A 19,765-nucleotide genomic window follows, 5' to 3' on the forward strand; every position below is an offset into this window, starting at 1 on the left:
CATGGCTCATGGCCCAGAGCCCACAGCCTCACTGCGTTTCGCCGTATGCCCCACTGCACGAGGCGCCGCGTTCCGGCGCGGTGGCGCCCTGCTCGTATTTGTCGAGGAAGGCCTTCAGGCGGCTGTCGTCGGCCTTGTCCACCTTCAGCTGGGCGCCCCAGGCGCTGGCGGCCACCGGCTTGTCCAGGCCCTCGTAGGGGCTGAGCAGGGTATACGAGCGGCCCTCCACCAGTTTTTTCAGCTGGTCCACCTGGGCGCTTTCCAGGTCGGGGCGGTAGGTGATCCACACGGCGCCGTGCTCCAGGCTGTGCACCGCGTATTCGTTGTACAGCGGGCGGTCATAGACGCCGCAGTTCTGCCAGCTGGCGTTGTGGGCGCCGCCTGCCGGGGGGGTTTCGGCGTAGACCAGCGAGCCGGTGCGGTGGTCGCCGCCGTCGTACTTGAAGGTCTGCACGCCTTCGATGGTCTTGGAACCGCAGGCGGTGAGGGCCAGAAGGGCGAGGGGAGCCAGAAGGAACAGGCGTGTCATGGGCCCCCACAGCTTAGCGGCTGGGCATGAGGGGAGGGGCAGGGATGGGCGCCCCCGCCGCCTGGGCCCGCCCGCTGGGGGGGCGCGCCGGGCACTGCCCCACAACGGCCGCGTTTTCACATACTCTGGCAGCACCCCACGGCTGAAGGCTGGTCCGCCGCTGCAGCCCCCTCCCTTCTCTGGCGGGGTGGCCCCGCCCAGCCGGTTGGGACTAGGCAGTGGGCCCCACCCCCCAGCAGCCCGCGCCGCACACTGTTTTCTGGAGGCCCATGTCGCACGAACCCAGCGTGTTCAAGCTGCCGCCCCAGGCCGAGGCCGCCGTGTCCCGGCTGCTGAAGCTGGGTGCGCGGCTGCTGGGGGTGCCGGCCGCCACGCTCTGGGCCCCGCGCGCCGACGCGGCCGGCGCCGCGCCGCGCACCCTGCTGGACTGGCTGTGCCTGCAAACGTGGCTAAGCCCGGCGCAGGGGCCCGTGGTGTATCCGGGCCCGGCCCTGCACCCACCACGGGCGCTGCTGGCTGCGGATACAGACGAGACGCGCTTTTTTGTGGGCCTGCTGCTGCGCCACGACGACGGCCAGCCTCTGGCGGTGCTGTACGGCGCAGCCCCCACCCCGGGCCCGGCCCTGGACGAGGACACCCAGGCGGCGCTGGCCGATCTGGGCACCCTCTTGGTGAATGAACTGGGCCGTGCGCCGCCGGCGCCGCCCGAAGCCGCGCTGCAGGCGGTGGGCGAGCACACCTCGGACGCGGCGTATGTCAAGGACCGCGCCGGGCGCTATCTGTGGGTCAACCCGGCCGCCAGCGCCCTGCTGGGGCTGGCCCCGGCGCGCCTGCTGGGCCAGACCGACGAGGCGCTGTTTGGCCCGCAGGCCAGCGCCGAACTGCGGGCCCTGGAACAGCGCGTGATGGCCACCCGCGTCCCCGAGGTCACCGAGCGGGAGGTGCAGCGGGCAGATGGGCACCACATCTACCAGCTCACCACGCTGCCGGTGGTGGAGGGTGGCCGTGCAGTGGAGGGCGGCGTGGTGAAGGGCGTGGCGGGGCTGGCCCGCGACATCACCGACCGGCGGCGCCGGGTCCAGGCGATTCAGGACGTGAGCGCCGCCCTGTCGCCCCAGGCAGACCTGCACACCCAGACCCTGGCGCGGCTGGCGCTGGAAGACCCGGTCACGGGCCTGCGCAACCGCCGGGCCTTTGACGCTGATCTGGAAGCCTACCTGGCCCAGCTGGCCCCGGGAGACGGGGTCTCGCTGCTGCTGCTGGACGTGAACGCCTTCAAGGCCTGGAACGATGTGCACGGCCACGCGGCGGGCGACACGCTGCTGCGGGCGCTGGGCACGGCGCTGCAGGCGCACTGCGCGGCGGCCACCGTGTACCGGCTGGGCGGCGACGAGTTCGCCCTGCTGCAGCCCGGCCCGGCGCCGGGCTCCCTGCGCGAGTGCGTGCGCGCCGCCGAGCGCGCCGTGCAGGCCCAGGGCTTTGCCGAGCTGAGCTGCGCCGCAGGGCTGGCCCGCGCCCCCGCCGAGGCCACCACCCCCAGCACCCTGGCCCGGCTGGCCGATCAGCGCATGCTGCACGAAAAGGCCGCGCGCCGTGCCGATCAGGGCCTGGGCAACCTCACCGGCGCCCCGCCCGACGACCGGGCGCTGGAACTGGCGGGCGAGGTGACCTTTGGCGCGCTGCGCGCCACCCTGGCACTGCTGGCCCACGACACCCGCCCGGAGCAGAACGTGTGGGCGCCACTGCTGGAAGCTGCCGTGGCGGCTGTGCCCGGGGCCGAAAGCGGGTCGCTATCGCTGCGCGAGGGGGACAGCTTCGTGCTGCAGGCGCAGGTGGGCTTTTCCAGCGCGCTGGTGGGGGTGCGCCAGCCGGCCGCCGCCGCGCACGTGTGGTACGGCGCGGCCAGTGCCCCCCAGGTCAGCCGCGCGCGGGTGCTGGCCCGCCACGAGATCAGCCAGCGCCTGCGGGCGGCGGCGGCCAACGAGGAATGGACCCGCGCCCGGCCTGCCTTTGAAGCCCACGGCGAACTGACCCATATTCAGGCCAACGTCTGCGTGCCGGTGGTGCAGGGGGGCGAGGTGGTGGCTTACCTGAATCTGGACAACCTGCAGAACCCGGCGGCGTTTTCGGCCCGCAGCGCCGATATTGCCGAGGCGTTTGCCACCCAGATCGCCGCCCTGCTGGCCGCACAGCGGCGGCAAGCCCAGGAGGCCGCCCGGCGCCGCGAACTGGAAGGCCTGCTGAGCGTGACGGCGGCCCTGCGCGAGGTGACCCACTCGGCGCAGGCACAGGGGGTGCTGGCGCAGCAGGCGGCGGCGCTGCTGGGCACCGCCGAGGCCACGCTGTGGTGCCCGGTCCAGAACCAGCCCCCGCTGGCCCGGCCCCAGGATGAGGCCCTGGCCCAGCAGGCCCTGGCCACCCGCACCGTGGTGCGCTGGCCGCCTCCGGAGGACCCAGCCTCAAACGCGGCGGCCCCGAACCCCGCGCCCCAGGGACCAGTGCCCGCCGTGATGGCCGCGCCGCTGTGGCGGGCCAACGGCGAGCCTCTGGCGGCCCTGGTGGTCAGCCGCCCGCACCCGCCCTTCAGTGAGCTGGACGCGCAGCTGCTGGGCGGCATTGCGGCCATTGGCACCACGACCCTGGAACGCCTGGAAGGCGTCGAGGCCCTGCGGCGCCGCGCCGAGGAGTTTCAGAAGCTCAGCGACCTGTCGCACCTGACGGCCACCCTCACCGACCCGGCGCAGGTGGCGCGGCGCATTCTGGCCGAATGCCGCAGCTTCCTGGGTGCCGAGGTGGCCGCCTTTGTGGATCTGGACGGTCAGCCGGTGGTCACCGATGGCCACGCCCCGCCCACCGTGCTGGCGGCGCTGGGCGCCCCCCAGGCGCTGGCCCCGGACGGCCAGATGACCGCGCCTGTGCAGCAAGACGGGCTGGTGGTGGGGCAGGTGGCCCTGCTGTGGCGCCCGGCACGGCCCCTGCCCCAGGCCGCCCGCCCCCTGCTGGACCGCGCCGCCGAGCTGATCGGGCAGGCCCTGGAACGCCGCGCGCACTTGGCGGCGCTGGAGGCCACCCAGGAAGGCGCCCTGCTGACCCTGGGGCTGGCCCTGGAACTGCGGGATTTCGAGACTGCCGGGCACACCCGCCGGGTGGTGCAGCAGGCGCTGGCCCTGGGCGCGGCTGTGGGCCTGGGCACCGAGGAACTGGAGGGCCTGCGCCAGGGCGCCTACCTGCACGACATAGGCAAACTGGCCGTGCCTGACCGCATTCTGCTCAAGGCCGGACCCCTGGACGCCGCCGAGTGGGCCACCATGCAGAGCCACGCCGCCGTGGGCTATGAGCTGACGCGCAGCATCGCCACCCTGCACCCGCTGGCGCGCGCCGTGATTCGCCACCACCACGAGCGCTGGGATGGGCGCGGCTACCCCGACGGCCTTGTAGGCGCCGCCATTCCGCTGGTGGCCCGGGTGTTCAGCGTGGTGGACACCTACGACGCCCTGACGAGCCACCGGGTGTACAAGGCCGCGTGGCCGCCCGAAACGGCCATCCTGGAGTTGCAGGCCCAGGCCGGCCACCAGTTTGATCCGGTGATCGTGGCTGTGTTTATCGAGCTGCTGCGCGCCCAGCCTGACCCCCTGGCCGGGCTTCAGGAAACCCCAGCGGATTAGCGGGAGGAGGAAGTGGAGGTGTGTGGCCTCGGGGAAGAGGGCAAGCGGCGCGGCGGGGAGGTCAAGCAAAATCACCCGTCTGCCCCGATGAAGCAAGCTAGAGGTATTGGGAAGTCATCAGGGGCCGGACAGGGGCAGCCCGTTGCACCCTGGGGCCGGAAGCCGGCTCCGCCCGCGTCGCTGTCTCTCACAACCCCCACTTTGTTTGCCTCCGAGACATTGGAAGTCTCCACTCGGGGTGGCTCTGGGGTCTCCCGGTCTACTCGCCTCCGGCCACCACGTCGCGGCCGGTGTCGGGCTGTGCCGCGAACCCCGGGGGGGTGCCGTTCGGAAAGCCGGGGCCCAGCAGGTCCACCGGCTGGCGGTCAGGCACAATGTCACCCTTCAGGCCCTGGGCCGCCAGCACGGGCAGGAAGGCCGCCATCACCTCGTCTTCGCCGTGCACCAGCCACACATGCGGCTGGCCCGCGCTCTGTAGGAAGGCCAGCAGGTCGTCCTGGTCGGCGTGGGCGGAAAAGCCGCCGATGGTGTGCACCTGCGCGCGCACCGCCACCTCCTCGCCCATGATCCGCACCGTGTCGGCGCCCGCCACGATCCGCCCGCCCAGACTGCCCGGCGACTGGTAGGACACGATGATCAGGCTGGTCCCGGGCTTCCAGAGGTGGTGTTTGAGGTGGTGCTGAATGCGTCCGCCCGTCATCATGCCGTTGCCCGCCAGAATGATCGCCGGACCGTCGTAGCGGTTGATGCGCTGGGATTCGGCGCTGGTGTTCACCACGTGCAGGGTGTTCGGCCGGAAGGGGTCCTCGCCGGCCTGCAGGGCGTCACGCACCTCGGGGATCAGTTCATCGCCGAACTCGAAATACTCGTGGGTGGCGCGCGCCGCCATTGGAGAATCCAGAAACACCGGCATGCGCGGCACCTCGCCCGCGTCCATCAGGGTCTTCAGGGTGTGCAGGATGGTCTGGGTGCGCTCAATGGCAAAGCTGGGAATCAGGATCTTGCCGCCCTGGCGCACGCTGTCGCGCAGGGCCGCGCTGAATTCGGCCAGGGTGTCCGGCCACGCGCGGTGGGTGCGGTTGGCGTAGGTGGATTCAATCACCACGGCGTCGGCCTGGGGGGGCGGAGTGAAGTCCAGCTGCAGACCACTTTCGCGGTTGCCCAGGTCGCCGCTCATGATCAGGCGGCCCTCGCTGCTCTCCAGCAGCAGGTAGGCGCTGCCCAGAATGTGCCCGGCGCGCTCCGGGGTCACGCGCACGCCCGCAATCCGCTGGGTGTCGCCAAAGTCCAGGCTGGGGCGCAGCAGGGCCAGCGCGCGGTGCACGTCCGCTTCCTCGTACAGCGGCGGAAGCACGGTGTCGTCGGCATGGCCCTGGCGCCGGGCGCGGCGCAGGTCATGGCGGTAGCCGTCCACCTGCAGGCGGGCGCTGTCCAGCAGCACCGTTTCGGCCAGCGCGGCGGTGGGGGCGGTGCAGTACACCGGGCCCCGGTAGCCGCGCTGCACCAGCAGCGGCAGGCGGCCCACGTGGTCCAGGTGGGCGTGGGTCAGGATCACCGCGTCCAGCCCGGCCACGTCAAAGGGAAAATCCTCGCGGTTGCGCGCTTCCATCTCGTCGCCGCCCTGGAACAGCCCGCAGTCAATCAGCAGCTGCCGCCCGCCCAGCGTGAGCAGGTGCATGCTGCCCGTGACCGTTTGCGCCGCCCCGAAGCTCTGAAGGTTCATAGGGCAGTGTAGGGGCGCGGGGCCGTGCGGCACGCTTTACCTGCCCTTTACCCTCCTGGCGCCGCGCGGCGGGATTGGGTACGGTCTGAGGCATGACCCAGCATTCCGGCAGCTCCGTGCCCGGCGCCCCAGACGGCTTTGGGCGGATTCTGGTGGGCGTGGATTTCTCGGCGTCCTCTCAGGCGGCCCTGCGGCTGGCCCGCAGCCATTTTCCGGCCGCCCAGCGCCTGCTGGTGCACGTCACCGACGCCCGCGTGACGGCCGCCCCAGACCTGATGGGCGGCGTGACCCCTTCCCTGACCGACCCAGCCCTGCTGCACACCATGGAAGCCGCCGATGCCCAGCGCCTGCAGGCCCTGGTGCAAGACGGCGAGGAACTGGCGGTGCTGGTGGGCGACCCGGTCACGGGCCTGCTGGACAGCGCCCGGCGCTGGGGCGCGGACCTGATCGTGGTGGGCACCCACGCCCAGAGCGCGCTGGAGCACTTTTTCCTGGGCAGCACCGCCGAGAAAATCGTGGGGCGCAGCGCCGTACCAGTGCTGACCGTGCGCGGGGGCGCGGCGTGAAGGTGGGCATTGTGGGGGCCGGGCTGGTGGGCGCCACCGCCGCCTACGCCCTGACCCTGCGCGGGTCGTGCAGCGAACTGGTGCTGACCGATGTGGACGAGGACCGTGCCCGCGCCGAGGCGCAGGACGTGGCCCACGCCGCGCCCGTCAGCCACGGCGCCCGGGTCACCAGCGGCGCGCCCAGCGACCTGCAGGGCAGCGCGGTGGTGATCGTGGCGGCCGGGGCCAACCAGAAGTCCGGCGAATCCCGCCTGGACCTGCTGCAGAAAAACGCGGCCATCTTCCGCGACCTGATTCCACAGGTAACGCGCGCCGCGCCGGAGGCCACGCTGCTGATCGCCACCAACCCGGTGGACGTGCTGACTGGTCTGAGCGCCGAACTGGCCCCCGGGCAGCCGGTGATCGGCTCGGGCACGGTGCTCGACAGCGCCCGGTTCCGGTATCTGGTGGCCGAGCGCGCGGGCGTGGACCCCACCCACGTCCACGGCTACGTGCTGGGCGAACACGGCGACAGCGCCGTGGTGGCCTGGAGCACCGCCACCGTGGCCGGGCTGCCCGTGGCCGACTTCATGGCGGCGCGCGGCCTGCCCTGGACCCCGGAGATCCGCACGCAGATTGAACAGGACACGCGCGGCGCCGCTGGGCAGATCATTGCGGGCAAGCGCGCCACCTACTACGGCATCGGCGCGGCGCTGGCCCGCATTGCCGAGCGCATTCTGGATGACCGCCGCGCCGTGCTGACCGTTAGCGCGCCCACCCCTGAATTCGGTACCAGCCTCAGCCTGCCGCGCGTGCTGGGCCGTGCCGGCGTGCTGGACACGATTGTGCCCGCCCTGACCGAAGAAGAACGCGCCGCCCTGGAGCGCAGCGCCGACATTCTGCGCGAGGCAGGGGCGTCCCTGGAAGGGTAGGGGAGAGCCCGGCCCAAAACGGGGGCCGGGGGGGCTCCTAACGGCCGGTGCCGGGCGGAGTGACCGGGGCCGGGGTGGGCGCGGCCGTCCCTGGGGCCGGTTCGGCGTCCACAAACTCGCCCGTGATGGTGCCGCCCTCGGCCTTCACGGCGCGCACCTCGTTGCGGTCCAAGTCGTACAGGATGGTGCCGGCGCGCAGCACGTCCTGGCCCTTGACGCTCTCGGCGGGCTGCTCTGGGGTGCCGTACAGGCGGGCCACGTTACGCGTATCGTCGTATTCCACCCGCGCGGCCTTGCTGATGCGCCCACCTTCAGAGTTCAGCACCACGTTGCCCACCAGCGTGGTCTTTTCCTCGTCCACGCTGACCTCTATGCGTTCGCTCTGGCCACTCAGGGCGTCCTTGTCGCTGCGGCGCTGAAAGGTGATGGGCCCGTCAATACGGGCAATGCCGTCGGTGCTGTCGTACACCAGTTTCTGGCCTTTCAGTTCGGTGCGGCCCTGGGTCACCAGCACAGTGTTGGGAGCGGGTTTGGGGCTGGTCTCCACGCCGCAGCGGCTCAGGCGGTCGGTCTTGTCGGGCGGGGCTTCGTCCAGAAAGCGGGCGGTGCCGGCGCTGGCTTCCACCCGGCCGTCGCTGCCTTCCTGGTCCCCTTTGGGCGGCAATTGCGTGACCAGGGCCAGGGGCACCTGAATGACGTTCTTGTCAATGGTCAGCCGAACGCCACCGGTATCGGTCTCACTGAAAACCGCCAGCGTGGGGGCATTCTCGGGCTCGTCCTCTGTGGGTGTGCACAGGGCGAAGACCCCGGTGTCGTCCCGGGTCCCGGTTTTGACAATCAGGATGCGGCGCTCCTTGCCGTCCTTTTCACTGCGCCGGACCAGTTCGAGGCTGGACTGTTCCGCCCCTGCCTCCTGCGGCGCCAAGTCTTCCGGGGGCACTTGTGGGTTGGACTGGGTGGCGGGCGGCGGCGTGCCCGGCGCCTGCTGCGCCCACACCATGCCTGCCCCCAGCCCCAGCAGCAGGGCCAGCGTGGCCCGCCCTGTCCATGTCCAGCCCGCTTTGCTCATTGCGCGCAGTCTAGCGGCTCCCTGCATGAGACTTTGCGTGTCGGCGCCGCCTTCTGGTCACGGCCAGACCGCAAAAACCCCCCCCGGCGCGCAGGAGCCGGGAGGGCAGGGGAGCGGCTGAAGTTACTTCTCGCCAGTCAGCTTGAACTGCTCGGTGGGAATCTTGTACGCCGAGTTCAGCGCGCGCACGCGGGCAAGGTCGGTGCGCTGCTCCAGGTAACCGCTGGCGGGGGCCTTCACGGTGGCCTTGCTCTTGCTGTCCACGCTCACCGCGTTGCCCACCACGTAGGCCACGTTCTTCTTGTCGTCGTAGTACACGGCGTCGCCGGTGGTGGTGGTGGTGCCCTGCACCAGTTTCACGCCGCCGCGCACATACAGGGTCTTGCTTTTGGTCAGCGCGCGCACTTCCTGGCCGGTGATCACCAGTTCCTTCTGGTTGCCCCTGGCCGCGCGGGTCAGGCTGGGGGTGCCGGTCAGCTGGGCCACCTCGCGGTCCTCGTCAAACACCAGCTTGTCGGCCTTGCCGCTCTGGCTGCCGGTGGAGAGCGTCACGCCGCCGGTACTGGTGGACACGTTGTTGTCCACATCCAGGCTCATCTTGGGCGCCTTGATGGTCACGGTGTCGCCGTCTTCCTTCTTTTCCGGCACGAAGGTGGCGCTGGCGTTGCCGTCCAGCACGCCCTGGCCGGTGCTCTCGTCGTAGTTCAGGCCGTTGCCGGTGGCGGTCAGGCGGCCACGGGTCACCTTCACGTTGCCGGTAAAGGTGGCGGTGCGCTTGCCCTTGGCTTCAATCAGCGGAATGCCTTTGGGCGCGGCCATCACAGCCTGCGAGGCTTCGATGTTCAGGGTGCTGACTTTGGCCTTCACGGGGGTGCCGGTAAACGTCAAAGGCCCATTGCGCACGTCGCCGCGCGGGCCGCCCTGAATGGTGATCAGGCGCTTGGCGGCGTCGCCGCTCTGGGCCAGCACAGGGGCAGTCACGGCCAGCAGGGTCAGGAGGGAGGCAGTCTTTTTCATGGAAACTCCTTTCAGGCTTTCACGCGCTGGCCGTTGACGCAGCGCTCGGTGGTGTCGAGGTCGGAATAAGTGACAGAGTTGTTGTTGTCCACGTCTTCAATGTTGAAATCAAAGCCCATCTGTAGCTTCTGGTAATCGCCGTTGAGGAAGGGAGAGCGCACCTTGGCCACCGGTGCATAAAAGCCCCGCCCCCCCTCAATCCGCACCAGAGTCTGTTCGTTTCCGGTCAGATCGATATCTGCACATTGCTGCACCAGGGTGATGCGGGCCTGACGGGTGGTCATGTTGTCCTGGCCGTCAATCGTCAGGTCTGGGGTGGTCAGCCGGGCGTCCAGGGTCGTGCGGCCAGTGTAGCGGCCTCTGGCGTCTTTTTCCTTGACCACACGCTGGCCCCCCGACAGGCCGGTCAGGCGCGTGCGGCTTTGCAGGGGATCGCTGTCTACCCTGGCGGCCCGGAAGCTCCACACAGCGTCTGGGTCGCGCGAGGGGTACAGGCGCAGCTCCACCCCGCTGAGGGTCACGCCAGTGCCCGCGTCGCGGCGCCCGGTGGGCACAAACGCAAAGACCAGCGCAAAGAGGGTGATGCCCGCCAGGGCGTAGAGGCCAGTTTTCTGCACGGCCCGCACTTTAGCGCGGCCCTCTCATGAGAGTGGTGGGGACAGGATGGGACGGGCTGCCCCGGCAGTCGCCCCTGTCAGGTAACGTCCCGAACAGTTGGAGGGGGAGGGGCAAGGCCCTTAGCCTGCGGGGCATGATTGACACGCACACCCACCTCGATTACCTGGACGACCCCGCCAGCGCGCGCGGTGAACTGGGCCTGACCGCCCTGGTCTGCATTGGCGCCAGCCCCGAACACGCCCGCAACGCCATTGCCCTGGCCGAGCAATTCCCCGACGTCTACGCCACCGTGGGCCTGCACCCCACCGACGCCGCCCAGGACAGCCCCGAGGCACGCGCCGAACTGGAGGCCCTGAGCACCCACCCGCGCGTGGTAGGTATCGGCGAAAGTGGTCTGGACGACTACTGGGACGATACGCAGCGCACCGCCCAGCGTGCGGCCTTCGAGTGGCAGCTGGACCTCGCCGCGCGTACCGGCAAGCCGCTGGTGATCCACACCCGCGACAAGGCCGGGCAGGACCGCGCCCAACAGGGCGTGATGGACGTGCTGCGCGCGTGGCCGGGGGTGCCGGTTATCCTCCACTGTTTCAGCGGGCACGCGGGGCTGCTGCGCTTTGGCCTGGACCGGGGCGAGCACACATACTTTGGATTTGCGGGCAACACCACCTACAAGAACGCCCCAGAGATCCACGCGGCGGCCCGTGAGGTGCCCCTTTCGCGCCTGCTGCTGGAAACCGACGCGCCCTTCCTGGCCCCGGTCCCCAAGCGCGGCAAGCCCAACCGCCCCGGGTACGTGCGCTACACCCTGGAGTTCATCGCGGCCCTGCGCGGCCTGGACCCGGCCGAACTGGAACGCGCCACCGACGCCAACGCCCGGCGGGTCTACAACCTGCCCGATACCTCGGCTTGAGATACATCTAAATCAGAGGTATGCTGCGGCCATGAACACCCGCGAGCAGCTGCGCATGCTGATCCTGGCGGTGCTGGACCGGCAGCCCGAACACGGCTACGCCATCGCCCAGGCCATCAAGGGCCGCAGCGAGGGGCTGCTGACCGCCCGCGAAGGCACCCTGTACCCCGCCCTGCACGCCCTGGAAGCCGAGGGCCTGATTGAAAGCGAGGAACACGAGGTGGGGGGGCGCCTGCGCCGCGAATACCGCCTGACCGAGAGTGGGCGCCGGGTGCTGGCCCGCAGCCGCAAGGCGTGGCAGCAGCAGGTGAACGCCGTGCAGGCGGTGCTGGGGGGGCAGTCGTGAGGCTGGAGGCGTGGTTGGCCGCAGCCACGGCCGGCCTGACGCCGGGCGTGCAGGCGCGGATGCGCGCCGAATACACCGCCCATGTGCAGGACGCGGGTTTGGACGAGGCTGAAGATGTCGAAGGGCTACTGGGAAAGCCGAAGAAGGCGCGGCGAGCGCTGGCGCGCCTCTATCTGGACGTGGCGACCTTTGAGGGTTTGCGCGAACCAAGGGGCCAGCGAGTCGGCTTCTGGATCCTGGGGGCTTATGGCGCCCTGCTGTTGCTGCTCTGGGCAGGCGGGAACGATCAGGTAGGCCCGCCCCTGAATGGAGTGGCAATAGCGGGAAGCCTGCTGGCGCTGTTCACCCTGGGTATCAGGCGAATGGGCCCTGAACTCCGGGCTCTATTGCAGACCAACCTGGGTTTGTGGGCCGTGAACTTCAGTTTCTGGGTCTCGTGGACGACGGGCGCGTGGACGGGCGAGCCTCCGCTGTGGTTGGTCATGGGCTTTCCGCTGATGTGGCTGTGCTGGGGCGCCGAGATCACCTTTAAAGCCCAGAAACTCCGACGCACCCTGACCCTAGAACAGCCGGCGGTGTCCGCATGACGCCCGAACAGTGGCTGCACGACGCCACCCGGGGCCTGCCCAGGGCGGTGGTCACCCGCGTTCAGACCGAAACGCTGGCCCACCTGCAGGAGGCCGGGCTGGGAGAGGGCGACGACATCACGGCCCTGCTGGGTCCGCCGGCCACCACCCGGAAGGCGCTGGGTCGGCTCTACGTGTCGGCGGCCGAACTGGACGTACTGGGCCGTGACCGGGTGGACGGCTGGTTGCTGAGCCTTGTGATGCTGGGGGTGCTGGCGGTGGGGCTGCTGTTTCAGGGGGCCTGGACGGGTGACCCGCATCTGCCGACACTGGGTGGGGTGGCCGCAGGGCTGGGCCTGCTGGCGCTCACAGCGGCCTGGACCCACCACTGGCGCCCAGAACAGCGCCGACAGATGCGGGCCAACATGGGCTTGTATGGAATCGTGCTCTTTCAGATCGTGCTGCCGGCGCTGAGCAACCTTCCGCTGGGCCTCCTGGAAAGTGTTTCGCTGTGTCTTTGGGGAGGTTTGTTCCTTACGGGGCTGATCGCGGCCCAGCACAGCGCGCAGAAACTTCGCCGCACCCTGGCCCTGGAAGGTGCGCGCGCATGACCCACACGCCCCAGTGCCTCACCGACTATCTGGCCGCCGTGACCGCGCCCTTTCCAGCCGATACGGCCGCCCGATTGAGGGGCGAACTGCAGGCCCACGTGCTGGAGGCCGCCGAAGCCCTGGCCGACCAGGGCGACCCGACGCCCACTGAGACCGCGCTGCGCGACCTGGGCAGCGTGCGCGAGGGGCGGCGTGCCCTGGAACGCCAGCACTACACCGGGGCCGAAGAAGAAGTCCTGCTGGCCTGCCGCTTTGCCCATCTGAAGCGCACCTCTGCGTTCTCTCTGGCCCTGGGTGCCGCCATCATCCTGGCGTGGCCACTCCTGCTGCTGTGGCTGGAACGGCCGATCACCTGGGGGCTGTATGGGGCCCTGGGTGCGGTGGTCCTGGCCTCCGCCATCCTGGAGAGGTGGGTGCCGCGCCGCTTTCCAGCCTGCAGTGCCCGCGTGCTGCTGGGGCTGCTGCGCCTGTGCATGGTGCCCGCCGTGATCGGCGCCTTTCAGGTGCTCGCCCTGAATGGGGAAGCGACGCGCTGGGCCGGCCTCCTGGGCGCTGGGGTGGGCTTCTGGCTGGTGGCGCGGCACGACTGGCGAACCCTATGGTCCCTGTTGCCCAAGGCCCTCTCCGGGGCCCGCTGAGGAGGAGAGGACATGACGGCCCAGACCCCTTTTGACCACTGGCTCACCCAGGTCACGGCCCCTTTCCCGGGCGACACCGCGTGGCGCCTGCGCGCCGAGTTCAGCACCCACTATGAGCAGGCGGTGGACGACCTGACCGCGCTGGGCGACCCGGACCCTGCACGCACCGCCCTGCATGAACTGGGCGAGCCCGCCACCGTGATCGCCGCGCTGGCGCACACCCATTTCACGCGTGCGGACCTCGCCTGGATGGACCGCGACGGGGAATTAAAGAGGCTGCTGGCCGACCCGGACCAGTTGCACCGGGAACCGTTCGGGCGCTGGGTCGCTGGGGTGGCCCTGTGGCTGGGGCTCTCGGTCTGGTTGCTGTTCGGGCTGCCGGGATTGCCCAGCACCATGTCGGTCCATACCGCCTTCGGCCCACTGGCTGGCCTGCTGCTGCTGGTGCTGGTGGGGGTGCAGCTTGGCGAGCGGTGGACCGTCAGTCGGCGGCCCCAGCGGTCCGCCGCCATCTTGCGCCGCTGCTGGCGCATGCTGTGGCATCCCCTCGGGGGCCTGCTGGTGGCTGCTGCGCTCCTGGGTCCTTCTCTGGTGTTGGGGCTGGTGGCGCTGGGCCTGACGCTCCACGCTTTTCTCATCCGGCCTCGCGAGGCCCTGTCCCTGCTGGACAAAGCGTGGCGCGGAGCGCACTAGCCTCTACAGATGGCGCTTGAAAAAGGCCACGCTGCGCCGCAGGGCCAGCCCCAGATTGCCGCTGAGGTTGTGGTTGTCGCCCTCGTAGCGGTAAGCCTCCACAGGCTGGCCTGCCGCGCGCAGGTCATTCGCCAGCGCTTGTTGAAAGCTGTAGGGCACGTCCTTGTCGGCAGTGCCGTGGTGCAGCTGCAGGGGGCGGCCCTCTAATTCCTTCAGGTAGGCATTCGGGCTGAGCAGGCGCAGGTAGCGGCGGCTCAGGCCATCCAGGGTACGCCGCTGGCCCCCCGGCGGGTTCCAGTCAGTGTTCAGGAGGTCATAGCCCGCCACCACGCCTGCCCACAATGAGGCGGCCTTGAAGTCCCGGTCCACCAGCAGGGCCCGCAGCGAGAGTTGCCCGCCCATCGAATGGCCCCACAGCCCCAGGCGCCGCCTGTTTACGCGTGGGTCCTTTTTCAGGCTGGCAGCGGCGTTCAGCACGTCCACCGTGTAGCCGGGGTCGGTGTAGCCGCCTCTGGCCTCGCCCTGGCTGTCGCCGTGTCCCCGGTAGTCGCTTTTCAGGGTCACGAAGCCTGCGCGCGCAAAGGCGTCCTGGTAGGCCACGTAGCGTTCGGTGGTGCGGTACTCGTCCGGCGGAATGTAGCCGTGATTGAACACGATGGCCGGCCAGCCGCCCGGGGGTGGGGTGCCGCGTGGCACGGTCAGCAGGGCATTGATCCGCAGCCCCTCGGACTGGTAGCTCACCACCTGCCGCGTGTAGTTCACGCCGGGGGCCAGTGTGCGCCGCACCGTGAGGGCGCTGCCGGGGTAGGTGAGCGCCCGCAGCGCCGGAATGCTGATGGGCTGCGCGGCAGCGGCGGCGCGCAGGGCGGCCTCATCCGGCGTGGTGCGGGGAGGCGGGCTTGCCGGGTCTGCCCCCTGGGGTGGGGGCACCGCGCGGTCCGGCTGCCCCAGCGTTTCTGGCTGTGTCAACGCCACGTACCCAGCCCCCAGGCCCAGCGCCAGCAGCGCGCCCAGGATCAGGCGCCGCATGGCGGCTCCGAATGGGTGGCAGGCGGAATCATGCCCAGAGGCTAAAGAAGAGGGCCGCCGCACATTGCGCGGCGGCCAACGGTTGGTCTTGGGCGGGTCTTAACGGCTCAGCACGTAGGTGCTCAGCTTCAGGAAGGGGCTGGGGTTGGCGCCGCCCAGAGGCTGGGCCGTGTCGTACAGGTTCCAGCCGCGCTTGACCGACATGGCCGGCAGCACCTCAGCGCCCCCCAGAAATTCGGGAATGCTGATGGAGTCCAGATTGGCGTCCACCGGGCTGAACACCAGCCACTGCTTGTTGCGGGCAAAGCTCTCGCCGGCATCAAAGCGGGCGTTGTTGTTGCTGTCGTCAAACACGATCACCTGATACACGCCCGCCACCGAAGGAATGGTGGGCAGGTCGAAGCCAAAGGCCCAGGTGTTCACGCCCGTTGAGACGATGTTCTGGTCAATGGTGCTGGTGTTCGTGACCGCCACCGGTACCCCCGTGCCCACCAGGGCCAGTCGCAGGCGGGGGTTCTGGCCCCAATCACCGGCGATGGAGCCGCTCAGAGCGTAGGCCTCGGGCGGGCGAACCTCCTGCGGTCGGCAGGCGGTGAGGGTGAGCAGGCTGAGAGGCAGAACGAGCAGAGCAGCGGCGCGCATGGGGTTTAGGCTAATGCAACGCGATGAGGAGCAGCTAAAGCAAGCCTCTGAGAGCAAACTGAGTTTGTGATAAGCCCACCTTGCTGCTGCTGTATATGGACGTTATCTTAAGTCCTCACAGCAACATCAAAGCCGACATCTGTCGGCAGTCATCTGTCTTTCACCCCACTCAATTTTTGTCTCGACACTTCCCGTGGGTATACGAAGTAGAGCTGTGAAGGAGACCCTATGAAGCGATCCCCTGCCTTTGCGTTCCTGGCGTTAACAGGAGCCCTGCTCAGTGCCTGCACGCCAAGCCCGGCCCCCGATGTCACCAAGCCGACGGTGGCCCTGAGCGCCGCGCCCAGCCCCGTTACGACTGCAGGCCAGGTCACGCTCACGGCGACCGCTGCGGACGATGTTGGGGTTGCATCTGTCTCCTTCTATAAGGGAACCACCCTGATCTCAACGGACACCACGGCACCTTTCACGGCCACAGATAATGTGACCAGCGCCCAGAACGGCAATGTCACCTACCGCGCTGTCGCCACAGACGCCGCTGGAAACCAGGCCGAAGCCACGGCGACCGTCACGGTGAACATTGATGTGACGGCCCCCACCGTCACGGTGACTGCAGCCCCCAACCCCTTGGTGAAGGCGGGCGTCGTGACTTTCACGGCGGCAGCCACCGACAACGTTGGGGTCACCAAAGTGGACTTCTTCGACAATGGGGTGCTGGTGGCCACGGACACCACGGCGCCCTTCTCTGCGGTCAAGGCGTATGCCTTCGCGGACAACGGTGCCCATACGATCACGGCCACGGCGTACGACGCCATGAACAACAAGACCACGGCCACGACGACCCTCAATGTGGCCATTGCCGATGCCAATGAGCCCAACGACAGTGTGGCAGCCGCCACCCCACTGGTTCTGGGAACACCGATCAAGGGGGCCATCGCTGCCCAGCCGCGCGATATGGATTACTTCAAATTTGAGGCCAAGGCTGGGGACATGCTGAAGCTGACTGTCAAGTCGACCAGTGTGGATCCCAACAGCACCCTTGACCCCTACGTGATGATCCTGATGCCCGATGGCAAGACGGTTCTTGAGAAGGACGACGACAGTGGGGCTGGGCTGGAGTCTGAAATTCGTTTCAACGTGCCTCAAACCGGCACCTATACCGTGGTGATCACCAGTTTCGACATCTATAACGATGAGCAGATCACCGATGACCGCGCGACCAATACCTATCAGGTCGCTCTGACTCGCCGCTGAGCTTATTTTTTCTTCAAGGAGTACACCTGTGAGCAATTCCCTGAAACGGTTTCCCCTCCTGACTATGGCTCTGGTCCTGGCGGCCTGTGGTCAGAACACCCAGCCCGCTGCCCCCATGGCGGGCATCCCAGCAGGCACAATGGGTCACATCTCCTCTGCACCCACCAAATGGTTTGTAGAACTTGAGGGTGACCCGTCGGTCATGAGTGTCCAGAGCGTGGGTGCTCAGCAGGCCAGCTTCCGTGCCCTGGCGGCTGAACGCGGCATTCAGCTGAAGGAGCTGGCTGCATACAGCACTCTGTTCAACGGTTTTAGCGTTGAAGCCAGTAGCGGAGAAATCAACCGGGTGACGCGGATGCCTGGTGTGCAGGCCGTATACCCCGTCGAAGAGGTTGAGCGGCCTAAGGTACAGCGTGACTTGATGTCGGTCCTGGTCCCGGACATGATTGGCGCCGTTACTATGACGGGCGCTGATTTTGCCCAGAATGAACTTGGACTCACTGGTCGCGGTATTAAGGTCGCTGTCATGGACAGCGGCATTGATGTGGATCATCCCGCTTTTGCTGGTCGGATCACCGCCGGGTATGACTTCGTCGGTGACGCCTTCGGCAGTGATGGTAATCGTACGCCTGCACCTGATGAAAATCCCGATGACTGCGGCGGTCACGGTACACACGTTGCTGGGATTGTCGGTGGCAATGACGCTTCAAGAGGCTTTAAGGGTGTAGCCCCTGAAGTCAGCTTCGGCGCGTATAAGGTCTTTGGATGTGATGGCAGTACGGATGCAGACATCATGCTGCAGGCTATGGAGCGTGCATACAACGATGGCATGCACATCCTGAACATGAGTATCGGCGCGGCCTTCCAGTGGCCACAGTACCCCACAGCCAAAGCGGCCAGCCGACTGGTAAAGCGTGGGATGGTGGTGAGTGTCTCAGCTGGCAACAGCGGAACCAGTGGTCAGTACGCGACCGGCGCGCCCAGCCTCGGTGAGAACGTCATGGCGGTGGCCTCTGTCGACAACATCAAGCTGGAGCTGCGCAACTTCACCATCACGCCAGACGGAAGCAAAATTGGCTATCAGCCTGCCACAGGTGCGCCGGCAGCGCCCAGCGGTCTGAGCCTGCCGATTACCAAGGCGCCGGGCAGTACCATCACCACCGCCAATGACGGTTGTTCGGTCAACGGGGCCAGCCCTTACGCCGCCAATAGTCTCGCTGGAAAGGCCGTTCTGATTCGTCGCGGCACCTGTAGCTTCCGCGAGAAAACACTCAACGCGCAGCGTGCTGGTGCCCGCGCAGTCATCCTGTACAACAACACCTCTGGCTTTATTAGCCCCACCGTGGCACCCAGCCTGGCCAACGACAATGAAGTGGTCGAAATTCCAGTGGTGTCCATTCTGCAGGCTGATGGTCAGAAGATTGATGCACTGATTGCCAACGGCACCACTGCGACATTTAACGCCGAGACCAGCCTGTTCAATAATCCTGTTGGCAACACGCTCAGCAGCTTCTCTTCTTACGGGATGTCGCCCGATCTGGAATTGAAGCCGGACCTGAGTGCTCCAGGGGGCCTCATTAAGAGCACCTACCCACTTTCTGTGGAGGCCACAGGTTACGCGGTCTTGAGCGGCACCAGTATGGCCGCGCCACATGTGGCGGGTGTGGCGGCCCTGATGCTACAGGCCTACCCCGGAATCCAGGCCAAGGACATGCGCACTCGCCTGATGAACACCAGCTCTCTGCGTTATTTCCGTAACGCCAGCGGTACGCTTTTCCCCTTCCCTGACTATGTGCAGCGCCAGGGCGCGGGCATGGTGGATGTTGTCAATGCCTATAACAGCACTGTTAGCGTGACCCCCAGCAAGATCAGCCTGGGTGAAAGCGAAACCTTCGCCAGCCGCAGTAAGGTGCTTGTGCTGAAAAATACCGGGCCGCGCCGCGAGGTTTACAATGTGACGCACACGCCCGCCCTGACTGTTGCAGGTACCACGCTGGCGCCTACGCCCAACACGGCAGCCGCCACTGTAACTGTCAATGGACAGAGTGTGAATGCAGCAGAGATTGAAGTGGTAGTGCCGCCCTTCGGCGAGGTGGAACTGAACGTGGAGATCACGCCACCTGCCAGTGCGCCTGACAAGGCACAGTACGGCGGATACGTGTTCATGCGCAATGCCAACGGCAGCACGTTGAATGTGCCGTACTCTGGTTTCAAAGGTGATTACCAGAGTATCAAGGTGCTGGGCAATGCCACCGTTGGAGGGACCAGCTACGATTTCCCGGTGCTGTTCGACTCTAAAGAGGGAGTGTTCTTCGCTGAGGGTGAAGCGCTAACGGCGCTGCCAGATTACACGTTTGCTGACGGAGATCGGCCCCAGGTTCTGGCTCACTTCGCACACCAGGCTCGTCGTGTGACATTTGAGCTTCTGGATGGCAACGGTGCTGCAATAGACGTGATTCGCGTTGACCAGTATGTTGGTCGTAATGCCACAAATATTTACACCGATGCCAATAGCGATGCGTTTGACTCTTACACTTGGGATGGCAAATTCAGTGACGGCAAGGTTGCGCCTAATGGCGTGTATCAACTCCGTCTCCGTGTGCTGAAAGCGCTGGGCGACGAGTCCAATCCCAACCATACTGAGGTTTACATGAGTCAGCGTTTCGCTGTCGTTCGATAATCCGCCTTATTGACCCAGGGCCGCAGTTGCGGCCCTGGGTCTTCTTTAATTGATATTTCACATAGAGGGAAAGCCGTCAACAATATCGGGTCCGCTTCTAATGCCAGAGCATCTTAAGAAAGGCACGGTGGCTGCGTTTTTCTCCTGGTTGCTCTGCTTATCCCTCGCTGGCGGCTTACTCAGGAGTTGCACCTGCATAACAGCAGGAGAGCGCTCCCAGCCGGGAGACTCTGGGAGTGTCTACGTCACAGATTCCGGGGGAGCGCGTTCGCATTCTGGCAGATGCATTTCTGGCCAT

The 19,765-nt window shown here is 67.4% G+C and carries 18 protein-coding genes; 11 read left to right on the top strand and 7 right to left on the bottom strand.

The annotated features are described in order from the left end of the window. Window positions 1-28: 28 nt before the first annotated feature. Complete coding sequence (locus tag KMW22_RS16450; protein ID WP_221091113.1) at window positions 29-529, bottom strand: DUF3105 domain-containing protein; 501 nt, start codon at window positions 527-529, stop codon at window positions 29-31. A gap of 269 nt (window positions 530-798) precedes the next feature. Between KMW22_RS16450 and KMW22_RS16455 the strand changes: the two genes are divergently transcribed. Continuing rightward, window positions 799-4,194 carry an HD domain-containing phosphohydrolase gene (locus KMW22_RS16455; RefSeq protein ID WP_221091114.1) on the top strand — a complete coding sequence of 1,132 codons (3,396 nt, stop codon included), beginning with the start codon at window positions 799-801 and terminating at the stop codon, window positions 4,192-4,194. A 259-nt stretch (window positions 4,195-4,453) separates the two neighbouring features. Here KMW22_RS16455 and KMW22_RS16460 read toward each other — a convergent pair whose 3' ends face one another. Next, window positions 4,454-5,917: an MBL fold metallo-hydrolase RNA specificity domain-containing protein gene (locus KMW22_RS16460; RefSeq protein WP_221091115.1), complete on the bottom strand. Its 1,464-nt coding sequence runs from the start codon at window positions 5,915-5,917 to the stop codon at window positions 4,454-4,456. Window positions 5,918-6,009: 92 nt separating this feature from the next. On the opposite strand from KMW22_RS16460, the gene KMW22_RS16465 reads away from it, so the two are divergent. Continuing rightward, entirely contained in the window at window positions 6,010-6,483 is a 474-nt protein-coding gene (locus KMW22_RS16465; RefSeq protein WP_221091116.1) for a universal stress protein, read from the top strand. Beyond that, window positions 6,480-7,394, top strand: coding sequence for an L-lactate dehydrogenase (locus tag KMW22_RS16470; RefSeq protein ID WP_221091117.1), 915 nt, complete (start codon window positions 6,480-6,482; stop codon window positions 7,392-7,394). Before KMW22_RS16465 ends, KMW22_RS16470 begins: the two co-directional genes overlap by 4 nt. A 37-nt stretch (window positions 7,395-7,431) precedes the next feature. Here KMW22_RS16470 and KMW22_RS16475 read toward each other — a convergent pair whose 3' ends face one another. The 3 genes from KMW22_RS16475 to KMW22_RS16485 all read right to left on the bottom strand — a co-directional run bounded on the left by KMW22_RS16475 (window position 7,432) and on the right by KMW22_RS16485 (window position 10,097). Continuing rightward, window positions 7,432-8,463: an LptA/OstA family protein gene (locus tag KMW22_RS16475; protein WP_221091118.1), complete on the bottom strand. Its 1,032-nt coding sequence runs from the start codon at window positions 8,461-8,463 to the stop codon at window positions 7,432-7,434. A 123-nt stretch (window positions 8,464-8,586) separates the two neighbouring features. Continuing rightward, window positions 8,587-9,480, bottom strand: a complete 894-nt coding sequence (locus KMW22_RS16480) for an LptA/OstA family protein (RefSeq protein WP_221091119.1) — start codon at window positions 9,478-9,480, stop codon at window positions 8,587-8,589. An 11-nt stretch (window positions 9,481-9,491) separates the two neighbouring features. Then, window positions 9,492-10,097, bottom strand: coding sequence for a hypothetical protein (locus tag KMW22_RS16485; protein ID WP_221091120.1), 606 nt, complete (start codon window positions 10,095-10,097; stop codon window positions 9,492-9,494). Window positions 10,098-10,231: 134 nt separating this feature from the next. Here KMW22_RS16485 and KMW22_RS16490 point away from each other — a divergent pair, with 134 nt between their 5' ends. The 6 genes from KMW22_RS16490 to KMW22_RS16515 are packed head-to-tail and all read left to right on the top strand — an operon-like array spanning window position 10,232 to window position 13,862. Beyond that, a complete protein-coding gene (locus KMW22_RS16490; protein WP_221091121.1) occupies window positions 10,232-11,008 on the top strand; it encodes a TatD family hydrolase in 777 nt (258 codons plus the stop codon). 31 nt (window positions 11,009-11,039) lie between these two features. Further along, window positions 11,040-11,354, top strand: coding sequence for a PadR family transcriptional regulator (locus tag KMW22_RS16495; protein WP_221091122.1), 315 nt, complete (start codon window positions 11,040-11,042; stop codon window positions 11,352-11,354). After that, window positions 11,351-11,941 carry a hypothetical protein gene (locus KMW22_RS16500; protein WP_221091123.1) on the top strand — a complete coding sequence of 197 codons (591 nt, stop codon included), beginning with the start codon at window positions 11,351-11,353 and terminating at the stop codon, window positions 11,939-11,941. Before KMW22_RS16495 ends, KMW22_RS16500 begins: the two co-directional genes overlap by 4 nt. Continuing rightward, complete coding sequence (locus KMW22_RS16505; protein WP_221091124.1) at window positions 11,938-12,531, top strand: hypothetical protein; 594 nt, start codon at window positions 11,938-11,940, stop codon at window positions 12,529-12,531. Before KMW22_RS16500 ends, KMW22_RS16505 begins: the two co-directional genes overlap by 4 nt. Then, window positions 12,528-13,169 (top strand): hypothetical protein, encoded by a 642-nt coding sequence (locus KMW22_RS16510; protein ID WP_221091125.1) that lies wholly within the window; start codon window positions 12,528-12,530, stop codon window positions 13,167-13,169. The genes KMW22_RS16505 and KMW22_RS16510 overlap by 4 nt, the downstream gene beginning before the upstream one ends. Window positions 13,170-13,181: 12 nt before the next feature. Beyond that, window positions 13,182-13,862 (top strand): hypothetical protein, encoded by a 681-nt coding sequence (locus KMW22_RS16515; RefSeq protein WP_221091126.1) that lies wholly within the window; start codon window positions 13,182-13,184, stop codon window positions 13,860-13,862. 3 nt (window positions 13,863-13,865) lie between these two features. Here the strand turns inward: KMW22_RS16515 and KMW22_RS16520 are convergent, their stop codons facing one another. Next, window positions 13,866-14,891 carry an alpha/beta hydrolase family protein gene (locus tag KMW22_RS16520; protein WP_221091127.1) on the bottom strand — a complete coding sequence of 342 codons (1,026 nt, stop codon included), beginning with the start codon at window positions 14,889-14,891 and terminating at the stop codon, window positions 13,866-13,868. A gap of 99 nt (window positions 14,892-14,990) precedes the next feature. Further along, window positions 14,991-15,533 (bottom strand): hypothetical protein, encoded by a 543-nt coding sequence (locus KMW22_RS16525; protein WP_221091128.1) that lies wholly within the window; start codon window positions 15,531-15,533, stop codon window positions 14,991-14,993. A 228-nt stretch (window positions 15,534-15,761) separates the two neighbouring features. Here KMW22_RS16525 and KMW22_RS16530 point away from each other — a divergent pair, with 228 nt between their 5' ends. Continuing rightward, complete coding sequence (locus KMW22_RS16530; protein WP_221091129.1) at window positions 15,762-16,787, top strand: Ig-like domain-containing protein; 1,026 nt, start codon at window positions 15,762-15,764, stop codon at window positions 16,785-16,787. A gap of 202 nt (window positions 16,788-16,989) precedes the next feature. Next, window positions 16,990-19,467 carry a S8 family serine peptidase gene (locus tag KMW22_RS19685; protein WP_328774736.1) on the top strand — a complete coding sequence of 826 codons (2,478 nt, stop codon included), beginning with the start codon at window positions 16,990-16,992 and terminating at the stop codon, window positions 19,465-19,467. Window positions 19,468-19,765: the final 298 nt, after the last annotated feature.

The sequence above is a fragment of the Deinococcus aquaedulcis genome (assembly GCF_019693445.1).
Lineage (GTDB): Bacteria > Deinococcota > Deinococci > Deinococcales > Deinococcaceae > Deinococcus > Deinococcus aquaedulcis.